Here is a 15,350-nt window from a genome sequence, read left to right on the forward strand (position 1 = left end):
CGGGGTCGATGGAACGGCGGACGAAGACCCTCGCTCTCCCACGGGCTTCAAGGCCCAAAGATGCTCCGGTCTCTCGTCCGCCACCGCACCTGCTGCAATAGCAGAGTCGGCAAGGGACAAGTTACAAAGGTGCCGGCAGGCGGATGAGGGGCAGCGCTTACGCTGAAGGGCTAGCTCCAATGCTCCTCGTAAGGCGGCCACTTGCCGCGCATGCCGGCTTCTTGTTCTGATGACCCAATGAAAATCGCCACCTTCAACATCAACAACATCAACAGACGGCTGGAAAACCTGCTGGCCTGGCTCGCCGAAGCAAAGCCCGATGTGGTCTGCCTGCAGGAACTCAAGGCGCGCGACATGCAGTTTCCGCAGACCAGGCTCGCCAAGGCCGGCTACGGCGCGGTGTGGAAGGGCGAGCCGACCTGGAACGGAGTCGCCATTCTGGCAAAGGGCGCAGAACCCGTGCTGACGCGCGACGCGCTGCCCGGCGACGAGGCCGATCGCCAGGCGCGCTACATCGAGGCGGCGGTCGACGGCGTCGTTGTTGGCTGCCTCTACGCGCCGAACGGCAACCCGCAACCGGGGCCGAAATTCGACTACAAGCTCGCCTGGCACGAGCGTTTCGCCGCGCATGCCGGTCAGTTGCTCGATACCGGCCTGCCGGTCGCGCTCGCCGGCGACTACAACATCGTGCCAGAGCCGCGCGACATCTACCCGACCCGCTCCTATGACGACAACGCGCTGGTGCAGCCTCAAAGCCGCGCCGCTTTCGCCGCGCTGATCGAGCAGGGCTGGACCGACGCGCTGCGCAAGGCCTTCCCGAAGCAGACGCTCTACACATTCTGGGATTACCGCCGCAACCGCTGGCCCCGCGACGCCGGCTTGCGGCTCGACCACATCCTGTTGTCGAAGAAGCTCGCCCGCAACCTGAAGGCGGCCGGCATAGACCGGGATGTGCGCGGGCAGGACGACGCCAGCGATCATGCGCCGGTGTGGGTGGAGGTGGAGAACTGACCTCGCGGCGGCCGCGATCCTTCGCGCCCCCCTGTGCAGCCACCACATCGCAAGCTAGGGTGCCGCAATCATCCCCGCCGAGGCTTCTACTTGCCCAGCCTGACCGTCGTCATCTCCTGTATCCTTCTCGCTGCCGCAGCGTTGCTTGCCTTTCTCGTCTGGCAGGCGCGCGAGCGCCGGCGGATGCGGCGCCGGGCCGATCCCAGTCGTGACTACGCGGTGCGCTCGACCTGGCAAGCCACCGGCGGCAAGCTCAACTTCTCCTCTTATGTCTACATGGATGTCGATGGCGACGGGGTCTATGGCCTCGCCGACCGGCCGATGGCCGGCATCATGGTGCGGCTTTACGACGAGCGCGGCGGCTTCATCGCCGCGGCGCGAACAAACCCCGCCGGCTTCGCCAATTTCCCGATGTCGTCCAGGCGCCGCAGGGCCAGGATCCGCGCGGCCGGCACCTACCGCTTCTCGGTCTCGGTGCCGCCCGGCTGGCGCGCCAGCAGCGCCAACGAGAACCAGTCGATACGCCTGCGGGAGGTGCCCGGCTCCGTGGCTGGCCTCGTCGGAGAGGACTTGCCGAAACCGGTCGGCCTTGCGCCCGGGCGGTTCCTGAACGGCAGGGTCCCGGCCGCCATAGAGGCGACGCTATCGGTGATGGCCAAAGGCCAGGTCCTTGAAAGCCGAACGCTTGTTCCCGGCGCAGGCTTCCGCTTCGCGCTTGCCGGCGAGGCTGATGCGATTGTGGTGACCGGCGGCGGTCTCGACCGGCAGCTAGCGCTGTCAGCCTATCCGACCGATCTTGGCCTGCTCACGCCCACCGCCCTCGCGCCTGGTGCGGCACTCAGCACCATCGGCTTCGACGACATCACCACGCGCGGCCTGCGCAAGGTTCCCACGGGCCATGCCGGGCTCTCCTGGCGCAATATCAACGCCATGGCGAGCGACAACACCAAGAACAGCGAGGGCTACGTCAACGGCAATGTCTCGGGCGATTACATCGCCTATACGAGCAGCGGCCATCAGGCGGAATTCGGCCGGCAACAGCCCTTCGGCCTGCATTCGATGATGCTGACCGCAGCTTGGCTGGCGTCGGAGGGGGAGACGGCGCTGGTCGAAAGCTGGCTGGGCGACGCGTTGATCGCGAGTGACGAGATCACGCTGTCGGCGCTGACGCCGTGTCACTACGCGCCGATGCTGAAGGCCGTGACCCGTGTTCGTCTGTCGACGAAACACCATTGGCAGCTTGTGGTGGATGACCTGGTGCTGGTCCTCTAGGGAGCAATTCCAGGAAAAATGCGTAGCGGTTTTCCGTCCGGAATTGCGTCAAAACAATATTTAGAGGCCGGCGAGGGATCAGATCAGGTTGTTCGAACCCGCGCCATTGGCGGTGATCGCCGAAAGCCTGTCCTTCTTGACGAGCACGGGCTTCACATAGGTTTTCTTCATGGTCTAGTCCTCGAAATGTGCCCGGATGGATAGTGTCGGCGTTTGCTTTGGCGCACTCGCGCCGGATCAGCCTGCCGGCCCTATCGGGCCGGAGCCGCCATTGCCCGCCGTCACCGCCGACAGCCTGTCTTTCTTGACCAGCATCGGCTTCTCATAAATCTTCTTCATGCCCACACTCTCCAATATCCGGAGCCACCTCTCGAAAGGCCGACAGTGCTCGCTTACCGACGAACACTGTCACTAGCCAGCGCTCTTGCTGGGTGGATCAGCCTGGGATCGGCGTGGAACCGCCGTTGCCCGCCGTCACTGCCGAAAGCCGGTCCTTCTTGACCAGCATCGGCTTCTCATAGGTCTTCTTCATTTCATGGCCTCCGACATTCCAACTGCATAATGTCAAATTGGGCCACGCCACGATGCTCGAGGCGCTAGCCGGCTGAAATCATTGGGGGATGGGGGTGGAACCGCCGTTGCCCGCCGTCACCGCCGAAAGCCTGTCCTTCTTGAGCAGGACCGGCTTTTCATAGGTCTTCTTCATATCCAACTCTCCATTAATCGCGGTCGGATGATGTCAGACTCTCGTCCCCTGTCAACCTGAAGGCCCGATGTTGCCGTCTATTCTTGGGGAATCCGGCGTTTCTTCTGTCGTTATCCCAGTTGCGTTGCATCAAAGACACTCCGTGAACCCGGATAGTCACGTCGGCTGGCGCGAAGGTCTGCCGGCTGGGGCACTGTTCTGCCGAGCGGATGCACGGATCACAATTTTAATCCTGCACGTGTGATTTCCGACACTTAGCCTGCGCGGAAAGCTGGGCTAGGATGTCGAGATGGTCTTCTCCATGCGCGGAGAGGGTGGCCGGGGGGCATCATATGAACAGATCGACGGACAGGTTGCTCTCGCTTCCCTTGCTGGCGGCGGCCATCGCCTGCGTCATGCATGCCTGGCCGTTTCTGGCCACCGGAGCCGGGAGCCTCGCGCATCCGCTGGCCGATTCCGCCTCGATGCGGCTGACCGGCTTCCTGGTGGCGGCGCTCGCTCTGGTGGTCGGCGCGTTGCTGTTCCTCGCCGGCCTTCTGCCGGGACGGCCGGCGCATCAGGCCGGAGCGCCACTGTTCGGCCGTGCGGCGGAGGTGCAGGAGCTCGGCCGGCCGCATCTCAGGCGCTTCTTCCAGGTCCTGCCGGCGGTCACTGTGCTGGCGCTGCTCGCCGACCAGCCTTGGCGGGGCGGCGAGGCGGCGAACGAACCGAAGGTCGGACAGGATGTCGTCAGCGCGCCGCCGGCCCTCGCAACGCCGCCGGCGGAGCTGGCTCTAGCGCCCGCGCCACCGGAGCAGGCGGTAAAGACGCCGCCTGCGGCTGAGCCAGCGCCGGCAAGTCCGGCCGTGCCGGCTTCGCCGCCTGCCGCGCCTGCCGAGCCGCCGAAGACCGTGCTGGCGCCTCCCGCCGCGCCACCCGAGGCTCCTTCGCCACCGCAACTGGCACCGCCACCCGCGACGGCCTCACCGCCCGAGACCGTCGCTCCGCTGCCGCCCGCGCCGCCGCCGCTGCCGACCCAGGCTGAGGGCCACCGCGACGCCGTCGTCTGGCTGGCGGTCTCGCAAGACGGGCGCGAGGTGATGAGCGCCAGCACCGACCGCATGATCAAGCTCTGGGACATCGACGGCAAGCGGCTGATCCGCAATCTGGGTGAGCACAAGGACATGGCGCGCACGGCGCTGTTCATGCCCGACGGCAAGACGGCGCTGACCGCTGGCGACGACGGCGAGATCGTGCTGCGCCAGCTTGCCGACGGCGCCGTGCTGCACGTCTTTTCCGCCGGCCAGAACGGCGGCGTCAGGAACATGGCGATCAGCCCCGACGGCAAGCTGGCCGTCAGCGGCCACGACACTGGCGCCGTCATCGTCTGGGATCTCGAGAAGGGCGACGTGCTGCACGTGCTGCCCGGCCATGACTGGTCGGTGAGCTCGGTCGCCGTCTCGCCCGACGGCACGAAAGCCCTGTCGGGCAGCATCGATGGCGAGCTGAAACTCTGGGACATCGTTGCGGGCAAGCAGCTGCGCAGCTGGCACGGGCACGAACAGGGCGCCTATGGCGCCCTCTTCACCGCCGACGGGCACCATGCGATCACTGGCAGCGGCGACTATACGATCAAGCTCTGGGACCTCGACAGCTTCAGGGAAGTGCGCCGCTTCGAAGGCCATTCCGGCACCGTCTATGAGATCGCGCTGTCCGCCGACGGCAAGCGGCTGGCATCGGTCTCGCTCGACGGCACGGCGCGGATCTGGGACATGGACACCGGCAATCAGATCGCCGAGTTCGACCCCGGCACCGGCCCGATCTATGCGGTCGCCTTCGCCGCCGACGGCACACTGCTGACCGGCGGCTACGACCGCACCATCCGCGACTGGCCGGCAGCCGGCGGGGAGGGGGTGGTGCTGTTTGCGGGGGCGCCGCAGGAGTGAGGCTTTGCTGCTCGGCGCCTAGGCACCCCCCTCTGGCCTGCCGGCCATCTCCCCCGCAAGGGGGGAGATCGGCAGTGCTGGCGGCGGCGCCTTTCTTGCACCGTAGGTGATTGGCGAAAGCATAGCGACATCCGATCTCCCCCCTTGCGGGGGAGATGCCCGGCAGGGCAGAGGGGGGTGTGACGGAACGCGACCTGCAAATGTATGCCTGCTATGCAGCAATGAACATGACGAGCCGCAATTCACCCATGACCGACTTCCACCTCGTCGAAGCCTCGATCGCCGACCTGCGCCGCGCGCTGGAGGAAGGGACCGTCACCAGTGTCGAACTGGTCGGCGCCCACTTGCGGCGCATCGCGCATTACGATCGCCATGGCATCGCGCTCAACGCCGTGCCGGTGCTCAATCCCGACATGTTCGCGGAGGCGGAGGCTTCCGACCGGCGGCGGCGTGAGGGCAAGGCACTCGGGCCGCTCGACGGCATCCCCTACACCGCCAAGGACAGCTACAAGGTGAGGGGCCTGACGGTCGCCGCCGGCTCGCCGGCCTTCGAGCATCTCGTCGCCAATGAGGACGCCTTCACCATAGCGCGCCTGCGCGCCGGCGGCGCCGTGCTGGTCGGACTCACCAACATGCCGCCGATGGCCAATGGCGGCATGCAGCGCGGGGTCTATGGCCGCGCTGAAAGCCCCTACAACAAGGACTATCTCACCGCCGCTTTCGGCTCAGGCTCCTCTAACGGCTCCGGCACCGCCACGGCTGCCAGCTTCGCCGCCTTCGGGCTCGGCGAGGAAACCTGGTCGTCCGGCCGCGCGCCGGCCTCCAACAACGCGCTGGTCGCCTACACGCCGTCGCGCGGCGTCATCTCCGTCAGGGGCAACTGGCCGCTGGTGCCGACCATGGACGTGGTGGTGCCGCACACACGCTCCGTCGCCGACATGCTGGAACTGCTCGACGTGATCGTCGCCGACGATGCCGAGGCGAGGGGAGATTTCTGGCGGGTGCAGCCCTGGGTGCCGATTCCGAAAGCCTCGGCGCTGAGGCCGGCGAGCTACGCCGGGCTTCCCCTGGCGGGAGCGCTCAAGGGCAAGCGGCTCGGCGTGCCCAAAATGTACATCGGGCGCGACGCGCAAGCGGCGAAGCCGATCGAGACGCGCGCCTCGGTGCTCGACCTCTGGCGGCAGGCGGCGGCGGATCTTGAGGCGCTCGGCGCCGAGGTGGTCGAGGTCGACTTCCCTGTCGTCTCCAACTATGAGCGCGACCGCCCCGGCGCGAAGACCATGGTCGAGCGCGGGCTGGTCCCGCAGGATTTCGCCGAGCGCGAGATCTGGGATCTTTGCATCTGGTCCTGGGACGATTTCCTGCGCGCCAACGCCGATCCGGCGATTCCCGATCTCGCTTCGGTCGACGGCGCAAAAATCTTCCCGCAGCCGCCGGGCGCGCTGCCCGACCGCTACGGCGATGACGGCTTCGACCTCGCCGACTATGTCGAGCGGGCGAAGCAGGGCGTGACGCCGTTCGAGCGCATCCCGACAATGCAAGCCGGCCTCGAGGGGCTGGAGGCGACGAGGCGCGTCGATTTCGAGGACTGGCTGGGCGCCAACAGCTTCGACGCCGTGGTGCTGCCCGCCGCCGCCGATGTCGGCCCGGCCGATGCCGACGTCAACGAAGCCTCCGCGCTGCTGGCCTGGCGCAACGGCACCTGGGTCGCCAACGGCAATCTGGTGTGGCGGCATCTCGGCATCCCGACGGTCACCGTGCCGATGGGCACCATGGCCGACATCGGCATGCCGGTCGGGCTGACCTTCGCCGGCAAGGCCTATGAGGATGTGGCGCTGCTCTCGATGGCCGGCGACTACGAGCGCGCCACGAGGCGCCGCACCACCGCGCCACGTACGCCGGCGTTGGCGGACGATGTGTTTGCGGGTGGCGGCGTCATTCCAGCACGGTCCGGCGACACGCCACTCGCCATCACGCTCACCGCCGAGACCATTCCTGCCGGCGACACCGCCGAGATCGTCGTCACGCTGGATGCCGGCGCTGCCGATGGGGCAAACGTCAAGGTTCACGTCAACGGCGAGCCGATGGCGATGCGGCGGGACGGCAACCGCTACACCGGCCGCGTCTCCGTGCCCGCCGCCACGCATCAGGGCTTCCACAGCGTCTGGCGCGGCGCTTATGGGTCGATCGTCACGGTCGTGGTGCGGCTGCCGGATGGGCGCAGCGCTGGCTCCTATGCTGTGGCGGGCGGGATCGGGTGAGGGGTTGAAGCTGCCAATCTCCCCCCTTGTGGGGGAGATGGCCGGCAGGCCAGAGGGGGGCGCTGCCCCGCCGACTTCTCAGCTAATCTTACGGCGCACGATTTAGGGTTCTGAGGAACAAGTGATCGAAGGCCGCGATCTTTCGCGCCCCCCTCTGCCCTGCCGGGCATCTCCCCCACAAGGGGGGAGATCATTTGTCATCGCCGCTTTCGCCAATCTCCGCCTTCGGGTGAAGCATCCATCCTTGACCCACCCTCCACCCACGCTATCTTCCCGCCCATGCCAGAATCCAGCCTTGCTCCGCTCATTGTCATCGATCTCCAGACCGGCATGTTCGACGGCCGCTTCGAGCCGCCGATCCATGACGCGGAGGGTATTGTCGCCCGTGCCCGCGCGGTGATCGACTGGGCGCGAGAATCCGGCCGCAAGGTCGCTTTCATCCGCCATGACGGCCCGCAAGGCGATCCGCTGGCGCCGGGCGCGAGCGGCTGGCCGGTATGGCCGGGGCTCGGCCAGGCCGATGACGAGCCGACCTTCGGCAAGCGTGTCGGCGATGCCTTCTCCAATGCCGCACTTGGCGAGTGGGTGGCCGGCCAGGGCGCCGGCGCTGTCATCCTGCTCGGCGCCCAGAGCGACTTCTGCGTCGCGGCGACCCTGAAGGGCGCGATGGCGCGAGGTCTCGGCGTCACCGTGGTGTCCGACGCGCACTCGACGCTGGATACGCCTGCCGAGAGCGCCGCAGCGATCATCGCCCGCCACAACGCGGCTTTCGAAGAGGCCGGCGCGAAGCTGGCGACGGCGGCGACGCTGAGCGGACGCTGAACCCTCTCCCGGAAGGGAGAAGGCAGGCGCCCTTCAACCAACCCGGGGAGGCCCCACCATGCCAAGCCTCAACCTGCCCGCCGAAGGCGGATGCCGCTGCGGCCGCGTTCGGCTGCGGGTCACCGCCCCGCCGCTGTTGACCATGGCCTGCCATTGCACCGGCTGCCAGCGCATGGCGGCCAGCGCCTATTCGCTGAGTGCGGCGATCCCGAGCGAGGCCTTCGTGGTCACCGAAGGCGAGCCGGTCATTGGCGGACTGCACGGCGCATCGCACCACTATTTCTGCCCGCATTGCATGAGTTGGATGTTCACCCGGCCGGAGGGGCTCGACTGGTTCGTCAACCTGCGCCCGACCATGCTCGACGATCCAGGCTGGTTCACGCCCTTTGTCGAGACCTGGACCAGCGAGAGACTGCCCTTTGCGGCGACGCCCGCCGTGCACAGCTACGCGGCGTTGCCGGCGATGGAGGAATACGGCGCGCTGATGGCTGAGTTTGCCCAGGCTCTCGCGAAGGAGGCTTTTGCAGCTGGTGGCTCCGCCGGCTGAGCGCATTGTTGGCGCCTTAACCGGCGGAGCGGGGGGCTGCCACCACTCAATCTCGTCGATGCTGCCCTTGGCATTTTTCGAACAGCAGCATTTTCGAATTGGATAATATTGCGGAACGTCCAGCGGACATTCCGTGAACCAATCGAAACCAAAACCCTCTACGACCGCGCCATGCCAATGGCGCGGGCCGTTTTGAAGAGAGCCGGCCGTGGTCGACGGGGCCGCGGGGGCGCATGTTGGGGTGCTTTCGGGCCCGCGTCGACCAGGGCGGCTCGTACCGCCGCGAAAACACCATCGCATATCGGCAACGAAGCGGAACTTCCGCGATAGCGGAATATGCCGGCGGGATTGTGCGGATTCGGGCCTGGAAGTTGCCACCCTGGCGCGAAAATGGCGATCGCCGGTTGCGTCATCGGCAAGAAACAGTTTCTCGGCCGGCTCGCATTGACCTTGGCCGGCCGAGCGGCGACGACTGGCGCAGCAACCAGACCGGACGGCGCCCTTGACCGAACAGACGATTTTCCGCAAAGCCAGGCTGGCCGATGGCTCGCTGGTCGACCTCCATGTTATGGACGGGCGCTTCAACGCCATCACGCCCGCCTCAGCGGCCGGCCTGTCGGCGGGCACGGATCTCGGCGGCCAGCTCGTGCTGCCGGGCTTCGTCGAGGGGCATATCCATCTCGACACCTCCTTCTACGGCGATGCCTGGCGACCGCACATTCCCTGCACCAACGGCTTCGACGTGCGCGAGCGCGTTGCCTTCCAGGCGCGCAACCTCAGCGCGGCCGCACCGATGGCAGAGCGCGCGAAAAACCAGCTCGAGCTGTGCATCGGCCACGGCAGCCTCGCCATGCGCAGTCACGTCATGGTCGACGGTTCGGTCGGCTTGAAGCATCTCGAAGTGATCCTCGCCATATGCGAGAAATATCGCGAGCTGATCGACATCCAGCTCGTCGCCTTCCCGCAGAGCGGCATTCTGTCGTCGCCCGGCACGCCGGAGTTCTTGGACGAAGCTCTAAGGCTCGGCTGCGACCTCGTCGGCGGGCTCGACCCGGCGAGCTTCGACCGCGATGTGAAGGCCCATCTCGACGTGGTGTTCGGCCTCGCCGGAAAGCATGGCGTCGGCGTCGACATCCATCTGCACGATGGCGGCACGCTCGGCCTGTTCCAGATCGAGGAGATCGCGGCGCGGACCACGGCATTGGGCATGGGCGGCAACGTCGCCGTCAGCCACGCCTACGCGCTGGGCGACATCCCGGCCGACGCGCTGGCCAGGGCCGGCGACATGCTCGCCGCCTCAGGCGTCGCCATCATGACCGACGCGCCCGGCAACCACGCCTTCCCGCCGGTGGCGGCACTGCGCAAGGCCGGTGTCACCGTCTTCAGCGGCTCCGACAACATCCGCGATTCCTGGTGGCCCTATGGCGATGGCGACATGCTGAACCGCGCCAGCATGATCGGCTACCGCTCCGGCTTCTACGAGGATTGGGAGCTGGAAGCCGCCTATGACGTGGTGAGTTATGCCGGCGCGAAGGCGCTTGGGCTCGAAGGCTACGGCATCGAAGTCGGCGCCAGAGCAGATTTCGTGGTGCTCAAAGCCGAACATGTGCCGGAGGCGGTGGTGGCGGTGCCAGGGGAGCGTACGGTGTACCGGGCGGGCAGGGTGGTGGCGAAAGATGGGGCGGTGTTGTAGGCCGCGCGTACTCCAAATCAATTTGTATGCAAATGTTTCGCGCTGGCCTGTTTTGTGAAGTCTTTCACCGTTCTCGTGCAATCGATCGGATACACACGCGGCGCAAAACCGGTGCGGCGTGAGAGGGCAGCATCGCTCTTTGCGCCGCAGCGATACGGAGGATATCGATGTTCAAAACCCTTCGCAGGCTTGGAGCTGCTCTCAAGCGAGCCTCCAGGCACAAAGAAACAATGCGTGAATTGAACGAATTGCCGCCTGAGACCCAGAAGGATATCGGCTGGACGGAATCGGTTCAGCCCCACGAAATACGGCTGCCGTTCTAGGAGGCCGGCGCGCGGCGATCGACATGCCGCCGCGCGTCCAGCCGAACGGCGACGGCCGAGCGCCCGGCGGCCCGGCCATCGCAGATTGGCGACGCGCCCTAGTTTATTTCCGCGACGACCGTCCCCGACACCGGGTCGGTCACGCCGAGATCGCCGCCGAGGTCTTCAAGCATATCGCGAAACGTGTCGAGGACGCCGATCATCGACGGGCGCGCCGCCGCGAGGCTGTCCATGTCGTCCCATTCGCCGACCATGCAGAACGTGCGCTCGCCGGTCTTGATCAGGGCGCCCTTGCGAAAACCCTTGGCCGTCAGTGAGATCTTCTCATGCGCATCGACGAAGGCCTTCTCTTTGCCTGGCTTGGTGCGAAAGCGGACGACGTTGTAGGCGGTCATGGCTTGCTCCGATCGGTTGCGGTCAGCCGGCTGGCTTGTAGGCGCCGGCAGCCTTGTTGGCGGCCGCGAGCACGGCCTTCATGTCGAGTTCTTCGAGGATGACAAAGTCGCTCAACGAGCCGCTTGCCCGCACGGCAAGGGCGATGCCCATCCCGGCAGCCTGGTCCGGCACCTCACCATTGACGACGACGTCATAGGCGCCGCGCGTGAACATCAAGCCGGTCATCTTGCCGCCGACGCTTTCAAAAAGCGCCTTGACTGCAGCTTGCCGGTCCGAGCCCTGCATCAGTCCTTTGGCGGCGTGGGATGCATAATTTGCCAACACGGTGACCTTCATGGGTATCTCCTCCAAATATCATTGTCCCGGGCTGCCGGATTGTTTGAGCAGCACCCGAGTTGCTTGTCCTTTCACTGACATTTGACGTGGCCTCGACCGCCCGGCAGCCATGCCGACAGCGCCTTGCAACCGGAGCGACGCTTCGGCCTTCAGCAATATGCGCCTATTCTAATATGACGACAATCCCGCCCAAGGCGCGGTTGCATCGACGGTCATGAAGCGCAACAACTTTCCATGCATCGTCGCTGATATGCTTTTTTCTCCCTGGGCCACGCGGAACGCCCTTCTGCCTATTCCAACCGGCGATGGAGCCTGATAATAGGTCAGCTACATTGACCTAAATGCGCATGATCGCGGAAACCGGGAACCCGGATTTGCACAAGATCATGCCCGAGCAAGAATGACCATCCACTGGGAGGTGGGCCTTGACCCTGATGAACCTGTTGGCGTCGCGCGCTTCGCGCATGAAGGCGTCAGAAATCCGCGAGCTGCTGAAACTGCTCGACCAGCCAGACATCATCTCCTTTGCCGGCGGCATTCCGGATCCGGCGCTGTTTCCGGCCGACGCCATCAGCGATGCCTATGCCTCGGTGCTCGGCGGCCCGGAGGCGGGCGCGGCGCTGCAGTACCAGGTGAGCGAGGGCTACCTGCCGCTCAGGAAATGGCTGGCGGGCCAGATGGGCAAGCTCGGCGTCGCCTGCGATGAGCACAACATCTTCATCACCTCCGGCTCGCAGCAGGCGCTGGATTATCTCGGCAAGCTGTTTCTTTCGCCGGGCGACACCGCGCTCGTCACCTGGCCGACCTATCTCGGCGCGCTGCAGGCCTTCAACGCCTATGAGCCGCGCTACGACCGGTTGACCCCAGATGGCGGCAACATGACGCCCGCTGCCTACCACGCAGCGGCAGCCGCCGCCGGCGGCAAAGTGAAGTTTGCCTATCTGGTGCCGGACTTCGCCAACCCGACCGGCGAGACGCTCAGCCTGAAACAGCGCGAAGCGGTGCTCGACCTCGCCGGCGAACTCGACATCGCCGTCATCGAGGACGCCGCCTACCGCGCGCTGCGCTATGACGGCGAAGGCGTGCCGCCGATACTGGCGCTTGACTGCCAGCGCTCGGGCGGCATCGACAATGCCCGCACGCTCTATTGCGGTTCGTTCTCGAAGATCCTCTCGCCGGGCATGCGCGTCGGCTGGGTCTGCGCGCCGCGCCGCGTGGTGGAGCGCCTGGTGCTGATGAAGCAGGCCTCCGACCTCCACAGCCCCTCGATCAACCAGGTGGCCATGCATCGCGCCGCCGAGGCGATCTTCGACCAGCAGGTCGACAAGCTGATCGGCGCCTATCGCGCCCGCCGCGACGGCCTGCTCGGCGCGCTGGAGGCCCATATGCCCGAGGGCGTGACGTGGAGCCGGCCGGATGGCGGCATGTTCGTCTGGGTCACCTTGCCCGAGGGCAGCGACGCCACGGCGCTGCTTGCCCGCGCCGTCAAGGAAGCGCGCGTCGCCTTCGTGCCGGGCAATGCGTTCCATGCCGACGGCACCGGCCGCAACACGCTCAGGCTGAGCTTCACGCTCGCCGACAGCCGCGCCGTGGGCGAGGGCATTCCGCGGCTGGCGAAGCTGCTGGGGTAGCGGGGCAGCGACACCGGAACCTGCAGGGGCGTCCTGGCGTTTCATTCGCACCGGGCTCTGAACCCAAGGAGAGCAGGGATGACGATGATCCTCATCGGTGCGCTGCTGGTCGTTGCCGGCGTCGTCTATATGGCCGGCGCGGCGCTCGGGCGCGGGCGGCTCAGCGAGCCGACACCGCTCGGCACAGCCACCGACCGGACGGCGTCAAGATTGGCCGCGCCGACACTCGAGCCGCGGCGGCGCGGACTCGGTTTCCTCGGTCTGTCGCGGAACTGGCCGGGCCTGCTGATGGCGGGCGTCGGCGCCATGCTGCTGCTGTCGGCGATGCTTTGAGGCGTCTCAGCGTTTCAGGGAAACGCTGAGACTGAACACACTTCCTGGAATTGCTGGGCCAAACTCCAATCCCGGAGATTGGCTCCTCATCCCTCAGCTTGCCTTGGCCAGAAGCTTGTCCTGCGTCTTCGTCTCGAAGTCGCTGGCGTCGTGGCGCTCGTGCAACTGGAAGGCCGGGTCGCCGGAGAGGCGGTTGACCATGCGGCCGCGCTTCACCGCCGGCCTCGCGTCGATGGCGTCGGCCCAGCGCTGCACATGTTCATACTCATGCACCGACAGGAACTGGTGGGCATCGTTGTAGCTGCGGCCCTTGGCCAGGCCGCCATACCACGGCCACACCGCCATGTCGGCGATCGTATAGTCCGGCCCGGCGAGGTATTCGCTCTCTGCCAGCCTGCGGTCGAGCACGTCCATCTGCCTCTTGGTCTCCATGGCGAAGCGGTCGATCGCATATTCGATCTTCTCGGGCGCATAGGCGTAGAAATGGCCGAAGCCGCCGCCGAGATAGGGGGCAGACCCCATCTGCCAGAACAGCCAGGAGAAGGTTTCGGCCCGCGCCGCCGGATCCTTCGGCAGGAATTCGCCGAACTTTTCCGCCAGATAGGTCAGGATCGCGCCGGATTCGAAGACGCGGATCGGCTTCTCGCCGCTACGGTCCATCAGCGCCGGGATCTTGGAATTGGGATTGACCTCGACGAAGCCTGAGCCGAACTGGTCGCCTTCGTTGATGCGGATCAGCCAGGCATCGTATTCGGCACCCTTGTGGCCGCGCGCCAGAAGCTCCTCAAGCATGATCGTCACCTTCTGGCCGTTGGGCGTGGCCAGCGAATAGAGCTGCAGCGGATGCTTGCCGACAGGCAGTTCCTTCTCATGCGTCGGGCCGGCGATCGGCCGGTTGATGCTGGCGAAGGTGCCGCCATTGGGCTTGCTCCAGGTCCAGACTTTCGGCGGTGTGTATTGGTTCATCGGGAGGCCTTATGGGGTTTGGCGGGGTGCGGGTTGATCGGTCGGTTCGAGCTAAACTTAGGTGCGACCGAGCGCGCGTCAAATAGGGAAGTCCAAAATTTGTTGAACTATTGTCGAGGCGCAGCCATTTCCGTTCTCACCCGCAAGGGGAAGGGGAGAGCAACCCTTGCGCCTCCCCCCATCCGCCATACCTATAGAGGAAACGATCTTGCCAGGATGAACCGATGACCATCGACCAGATTTCACGCTCCGTCGTGGCCGTCCGCGCCACGGTTCCCGACGATGCCTTCACCGCCAACACGCTAGGCACGCGCCGCGAGGGCAGTGGCGTCGTCATCCGCGACGACGGGCTGGTGCTGACCATCGGCTATCTCATCACCGAAGCCGAGGAGGTCTGGCTGACCGACCAGGACGGCCGCGTCGTGCCCGCGCATGCGCTGGCCTACGACCAGGAATCGGGTTTCGGCCTGGTCCAGGCGCTGTCGCCGCTCGGCCTGCCGGCGGTGGCGTTGGGCGACGCCCACAAGGCCAAGGTCGGCGACGCCGTGACGCTCGTCGACGGCATCGGCCAGAGCGTGCGCTCTCATATCGTCACCAAGCAGGAATTCGCCGGCTACTGGGAGTATCTGCTCGACGAGGCGATCTTCATCGCGCCCGCCCATCCCTCATGGGGCGGCGCGGCGCTGTTCGGCAAGGACGGCAACCTGCTGGGGGTCGGCTCGCTGCGCCTGCAGATGAGCCGCGCCGGCGAAGTCGCCGACATCAACATGATTGTGCCGATCAACCTTCTGCCGCCGATCCTCGACGACCTGCTAACGCGCGGCCAGGTGGTCAAGCCGCCGCGCCCGTGGCTCGGCGCCTTCTCGGCCGAGTCGAACGGCGTGGTGGTGGTGATGAGCGTCACCGAAGGCGGCCCCGCCGCCAAGGCCGGCCTGCGCCAGGGCGACATCATCTCCGACGTCAGGGACGGGGAGGTCGACGGCCTTGCCGATTTCTACCGCAAGCTCTGGCAAAACCCGGCCGGCTCCGAAATCCCGCTGCGCGTGGTGCGCGACGGTCGCGAGACCTGGCTCCGCGTGAAATCCGCCGACCGCAACAGCTTTCTCAGGAAGCCGCATCTGCAGTGAG

17 protein-coding genes are annotated in these 15,350 nt (G+C 66.1%); 10 read left to right on the forward strand and 7 right to left on the reverse strand.

Annotated features, from left to right (window positions below; all coding sequences use genetic code 11):
- Positions 1-237 precede the first annotated feature (237 nt).
- On the forward strand, positions 238-1,011 hold the full coding sequence (locus EN857_RS31080) for an exodeoxyribonuclease III (protein WP_127394221.1): 774 nt from the start codon (positions 238-240) through the stop codon (positions 1,009-1,011).
- A 90-nt stretch (positions 1,012-1,101) separates the two neighbouring features.
- Complete coding sequence (locus EN857_RS31085; protein WP_128273448.1) at positions 1,102-2,283, forward strand: hypothetical protein; 1,182 nt, start codon at positions 1,102-1,104, stop codon at positions 2,281-2,283.
- A 78-nt stretch (positions 2,284-2,361) separates the two neighbouring features.
- Here EN857_RS31085 and EN857_RS31090 read toward each other — a convergent pair whose 3' ends face one another.
- From EN857_RS31090 to EN857_RS31105, 4 genes are all read right to left on the reverse strand, one after another.
- A complete protein-coding gene (locus EN857_RS31090) occupies positions 2,362-2,454 on the reverse strand; it encodes a putative RiPP precursor (RefSeq protein WP_127286950.1) in 93 nt (30 codons plus the stop codon).
- A 66-nt stretch (positions 2,455-2,520) separates the two neighbouring features.
- Positions 2,521-2,622, reverse strand: coding sequence for a putative RiPP precursor (locus EN857_RS31095; RefSeq protein ID WP_127286951.1), 102 nt, complete (start codon positions 2,620-2,622; stop codon positions 2,521-2,523).
- Positions 2,623-2,719: 97 nt separating this feature from the next.
- Positions 2,720-2,815, reverse strand: coding sequence for a putative RiPP precursor (locus EN857_RS31100; protein ID WP_127286952.1), 96 nt, complete (start codon positions 2,813-2,815; stop codon positions 2,720-2,722).
- A 78-nt stretch (positions 2,816-2,893) separates the two neighbouring features.
- Positions 2,894-2,989 carry a putative RiPP precursor gene (locus EN857_RS31105; protein WP_187331514.1) on the reverse strand — a complete coding sequence of 32 codons (96 nt, stop codon included), beginning with the start codon at positions 2,987-2,989 and terminating at the stop codon, positions 2,894-2,896.
- Between the two features lie 332 nt (positions 2,990-3,321).
- On the opposite strand from EN857_RS31105, the gene EN857_RS31110 reads away from it, so the two are divergent.
- The 5 genes from EN857_RS31110 to EN857_RS31135 all read left to right on the forward strand — a co-directional run bounded on the left by EN857_RS31110 (position 3,322) and on the right by EN857_RS31135 (position 10,237).
- Positions 3,322-4,914, forward strand: coding sequence for a WD40 repeat domain-containing protein (locus tag EN857_RS31110; RefSeq protein WP_135859567.1), 1,593 nt, complete (start codon positions 3,322-3,324; stop codon positions 4,912-4,914).
- 248 nt (positions 4,915-5,162) lie between these two features.
- On the forward strand, positions 5,163-7,175 hold the full coding sequence (locus EN857_RS31120) for an amidase (protein WP_135859568.1): 2,013 nt from the start codon (positions 5,163-5,165) through the stop codon (positions 7,173-7,175).
- Positions 7,176-7,454: 279 nt separating this feature from the next.
- Complete coding sequence (locus tag EN857_RS31125; protein WP_127287336.1) at positions 7,455-7,997, forward strand: isochorismatase family protein; 543 nt, start codon at positions 7,455-7,457, stop codon at positions 7,995-7,997.
- Positions 7,998-8,055: 58 nt separating this feature from the next.
- Positions 8,056-8,544 carry a GFA family protein gene (locus tag EN857_RS31130; protein ID WP_127287335.1) on the forward strand — a complete coding sequence of 163 codons (489 nt, stop codon included), beginning with the start codon at positions 8,056-8,058 and terminating at the stop codon, positions 8,542-8,544.
- Between the two features lie 502 nt (positions 8,545-9,046).
- Complete coding sequence (locus EN857_RS31135; RefSeq protein WP_127393082.1) at positions 9,047-10,237, forward strand: amidohydrolase family protein; 1,191 nt, start codon at positions 9,047-9,049, stop codon at positions 10,235-10,237.
- A gap of 421 nt (positions 10,238-10,658) precedes the next feature.
- On the opposite strand, the gene EN857_RS31140 is transcribed toward EN857_RS31135, so the two are convergent.
- A complete protein-coding gene (locus EN857_RS31140; protein WP_127286275.1) occupies positions 10,659-10,955 on the reverse strand; it encodes an antibiotic biosynthesis monooxygenase in 297 nt (98 codons plus the stop codon).
- 22 nt (positions 10,956-10,977) lie between these two features.
- Entirely contained in the window at positions 10,978-11,292 is a 315-nt protein-coding gene (locus tag EN857_RS31145) for a GYD domain-containing protein (RefSeq protein WP_127286276.1), read from the reverse strand.
- A 434-nt stretch (positions 11,293-11,726) separates the two neighbouring features.
- Between EN857_RS31145 and EN857_RS31150 the strand changes: the two genes are divergently transcribed.
- Both EN857_RS31150 and EN857_RS31155 read left to right on the forward strand, forming a co-directional pair.
- On the forward strand, positions 11,727-12,923 hold the full coding sequence (locus EN857_RS31150; RefSeq protein WP_189379645.1) for a PLP-dependent aminotransferase family protein: 1,197 nt from the start codon (positions 11,727-11,729) through the stop codon (positions 12,921-12,923).
- Positions 12,924-13,001: 78 nt separating this feature from the next.
- Positions 13,002-13,256: a hypothetical protein gene (locus EN857_RS31155; protein ID WP_127286278.1), complete on the forward strand. Its 255-nt coding sequence runs from the start codon at positions 13,002-13,004 to the stop codon at positions 13,254-13,256.
- A 93-nt stretch (positions 13,257-13,349) separates the two neighbouring features.
- Here the strand turns inward: EN857_RS31155 and yghU are convergent, their stop codons facing one another.
- Positions 13,350-14,222: a glutathione-dependent disulfide-bond oxidoreductase gene (gene yghU / locus EN857_RS31160; RefSeq protein WP_127286279.1), complete on the reverse strand. Its 873-nt coding sequence runs from the start codon at positions 14,220-14,222 to the stop codon at positions 13,350-13,352.
- A gap of 224 nt (positions 14,223-14,446) precedes the next feature.
- Between yghU and EN857_RS31165 the strand changes: the two genes are divergently transcribed.
- Positions 14,447-15,349: a S1C family serine protease gene (locus tag EN857_RS31165; RefSeq protein ID WP_127286280.1), complete on the forward strand. Its 903-nt coding sequence runs from the start codon at positions 14,447-14,449 to the stop codon at positions 15,347-15,349.
- The last annotated feature ends 1 nt before the right edge of the window (position 15,350 follow it).

Source organism: Mesorhizobium sp. M4B.F.Ca.ET.214.01.1.1 (assembly GCF_004791545.1).
GTDB classification, from domain to species: domain Bacteria; phylum Pseudomonadota; class Alphaproteobacteria; order Rhizobiales; family Rhizobiaceae; genus Mesorhizobium; species Mesorhizobium abyssinicae.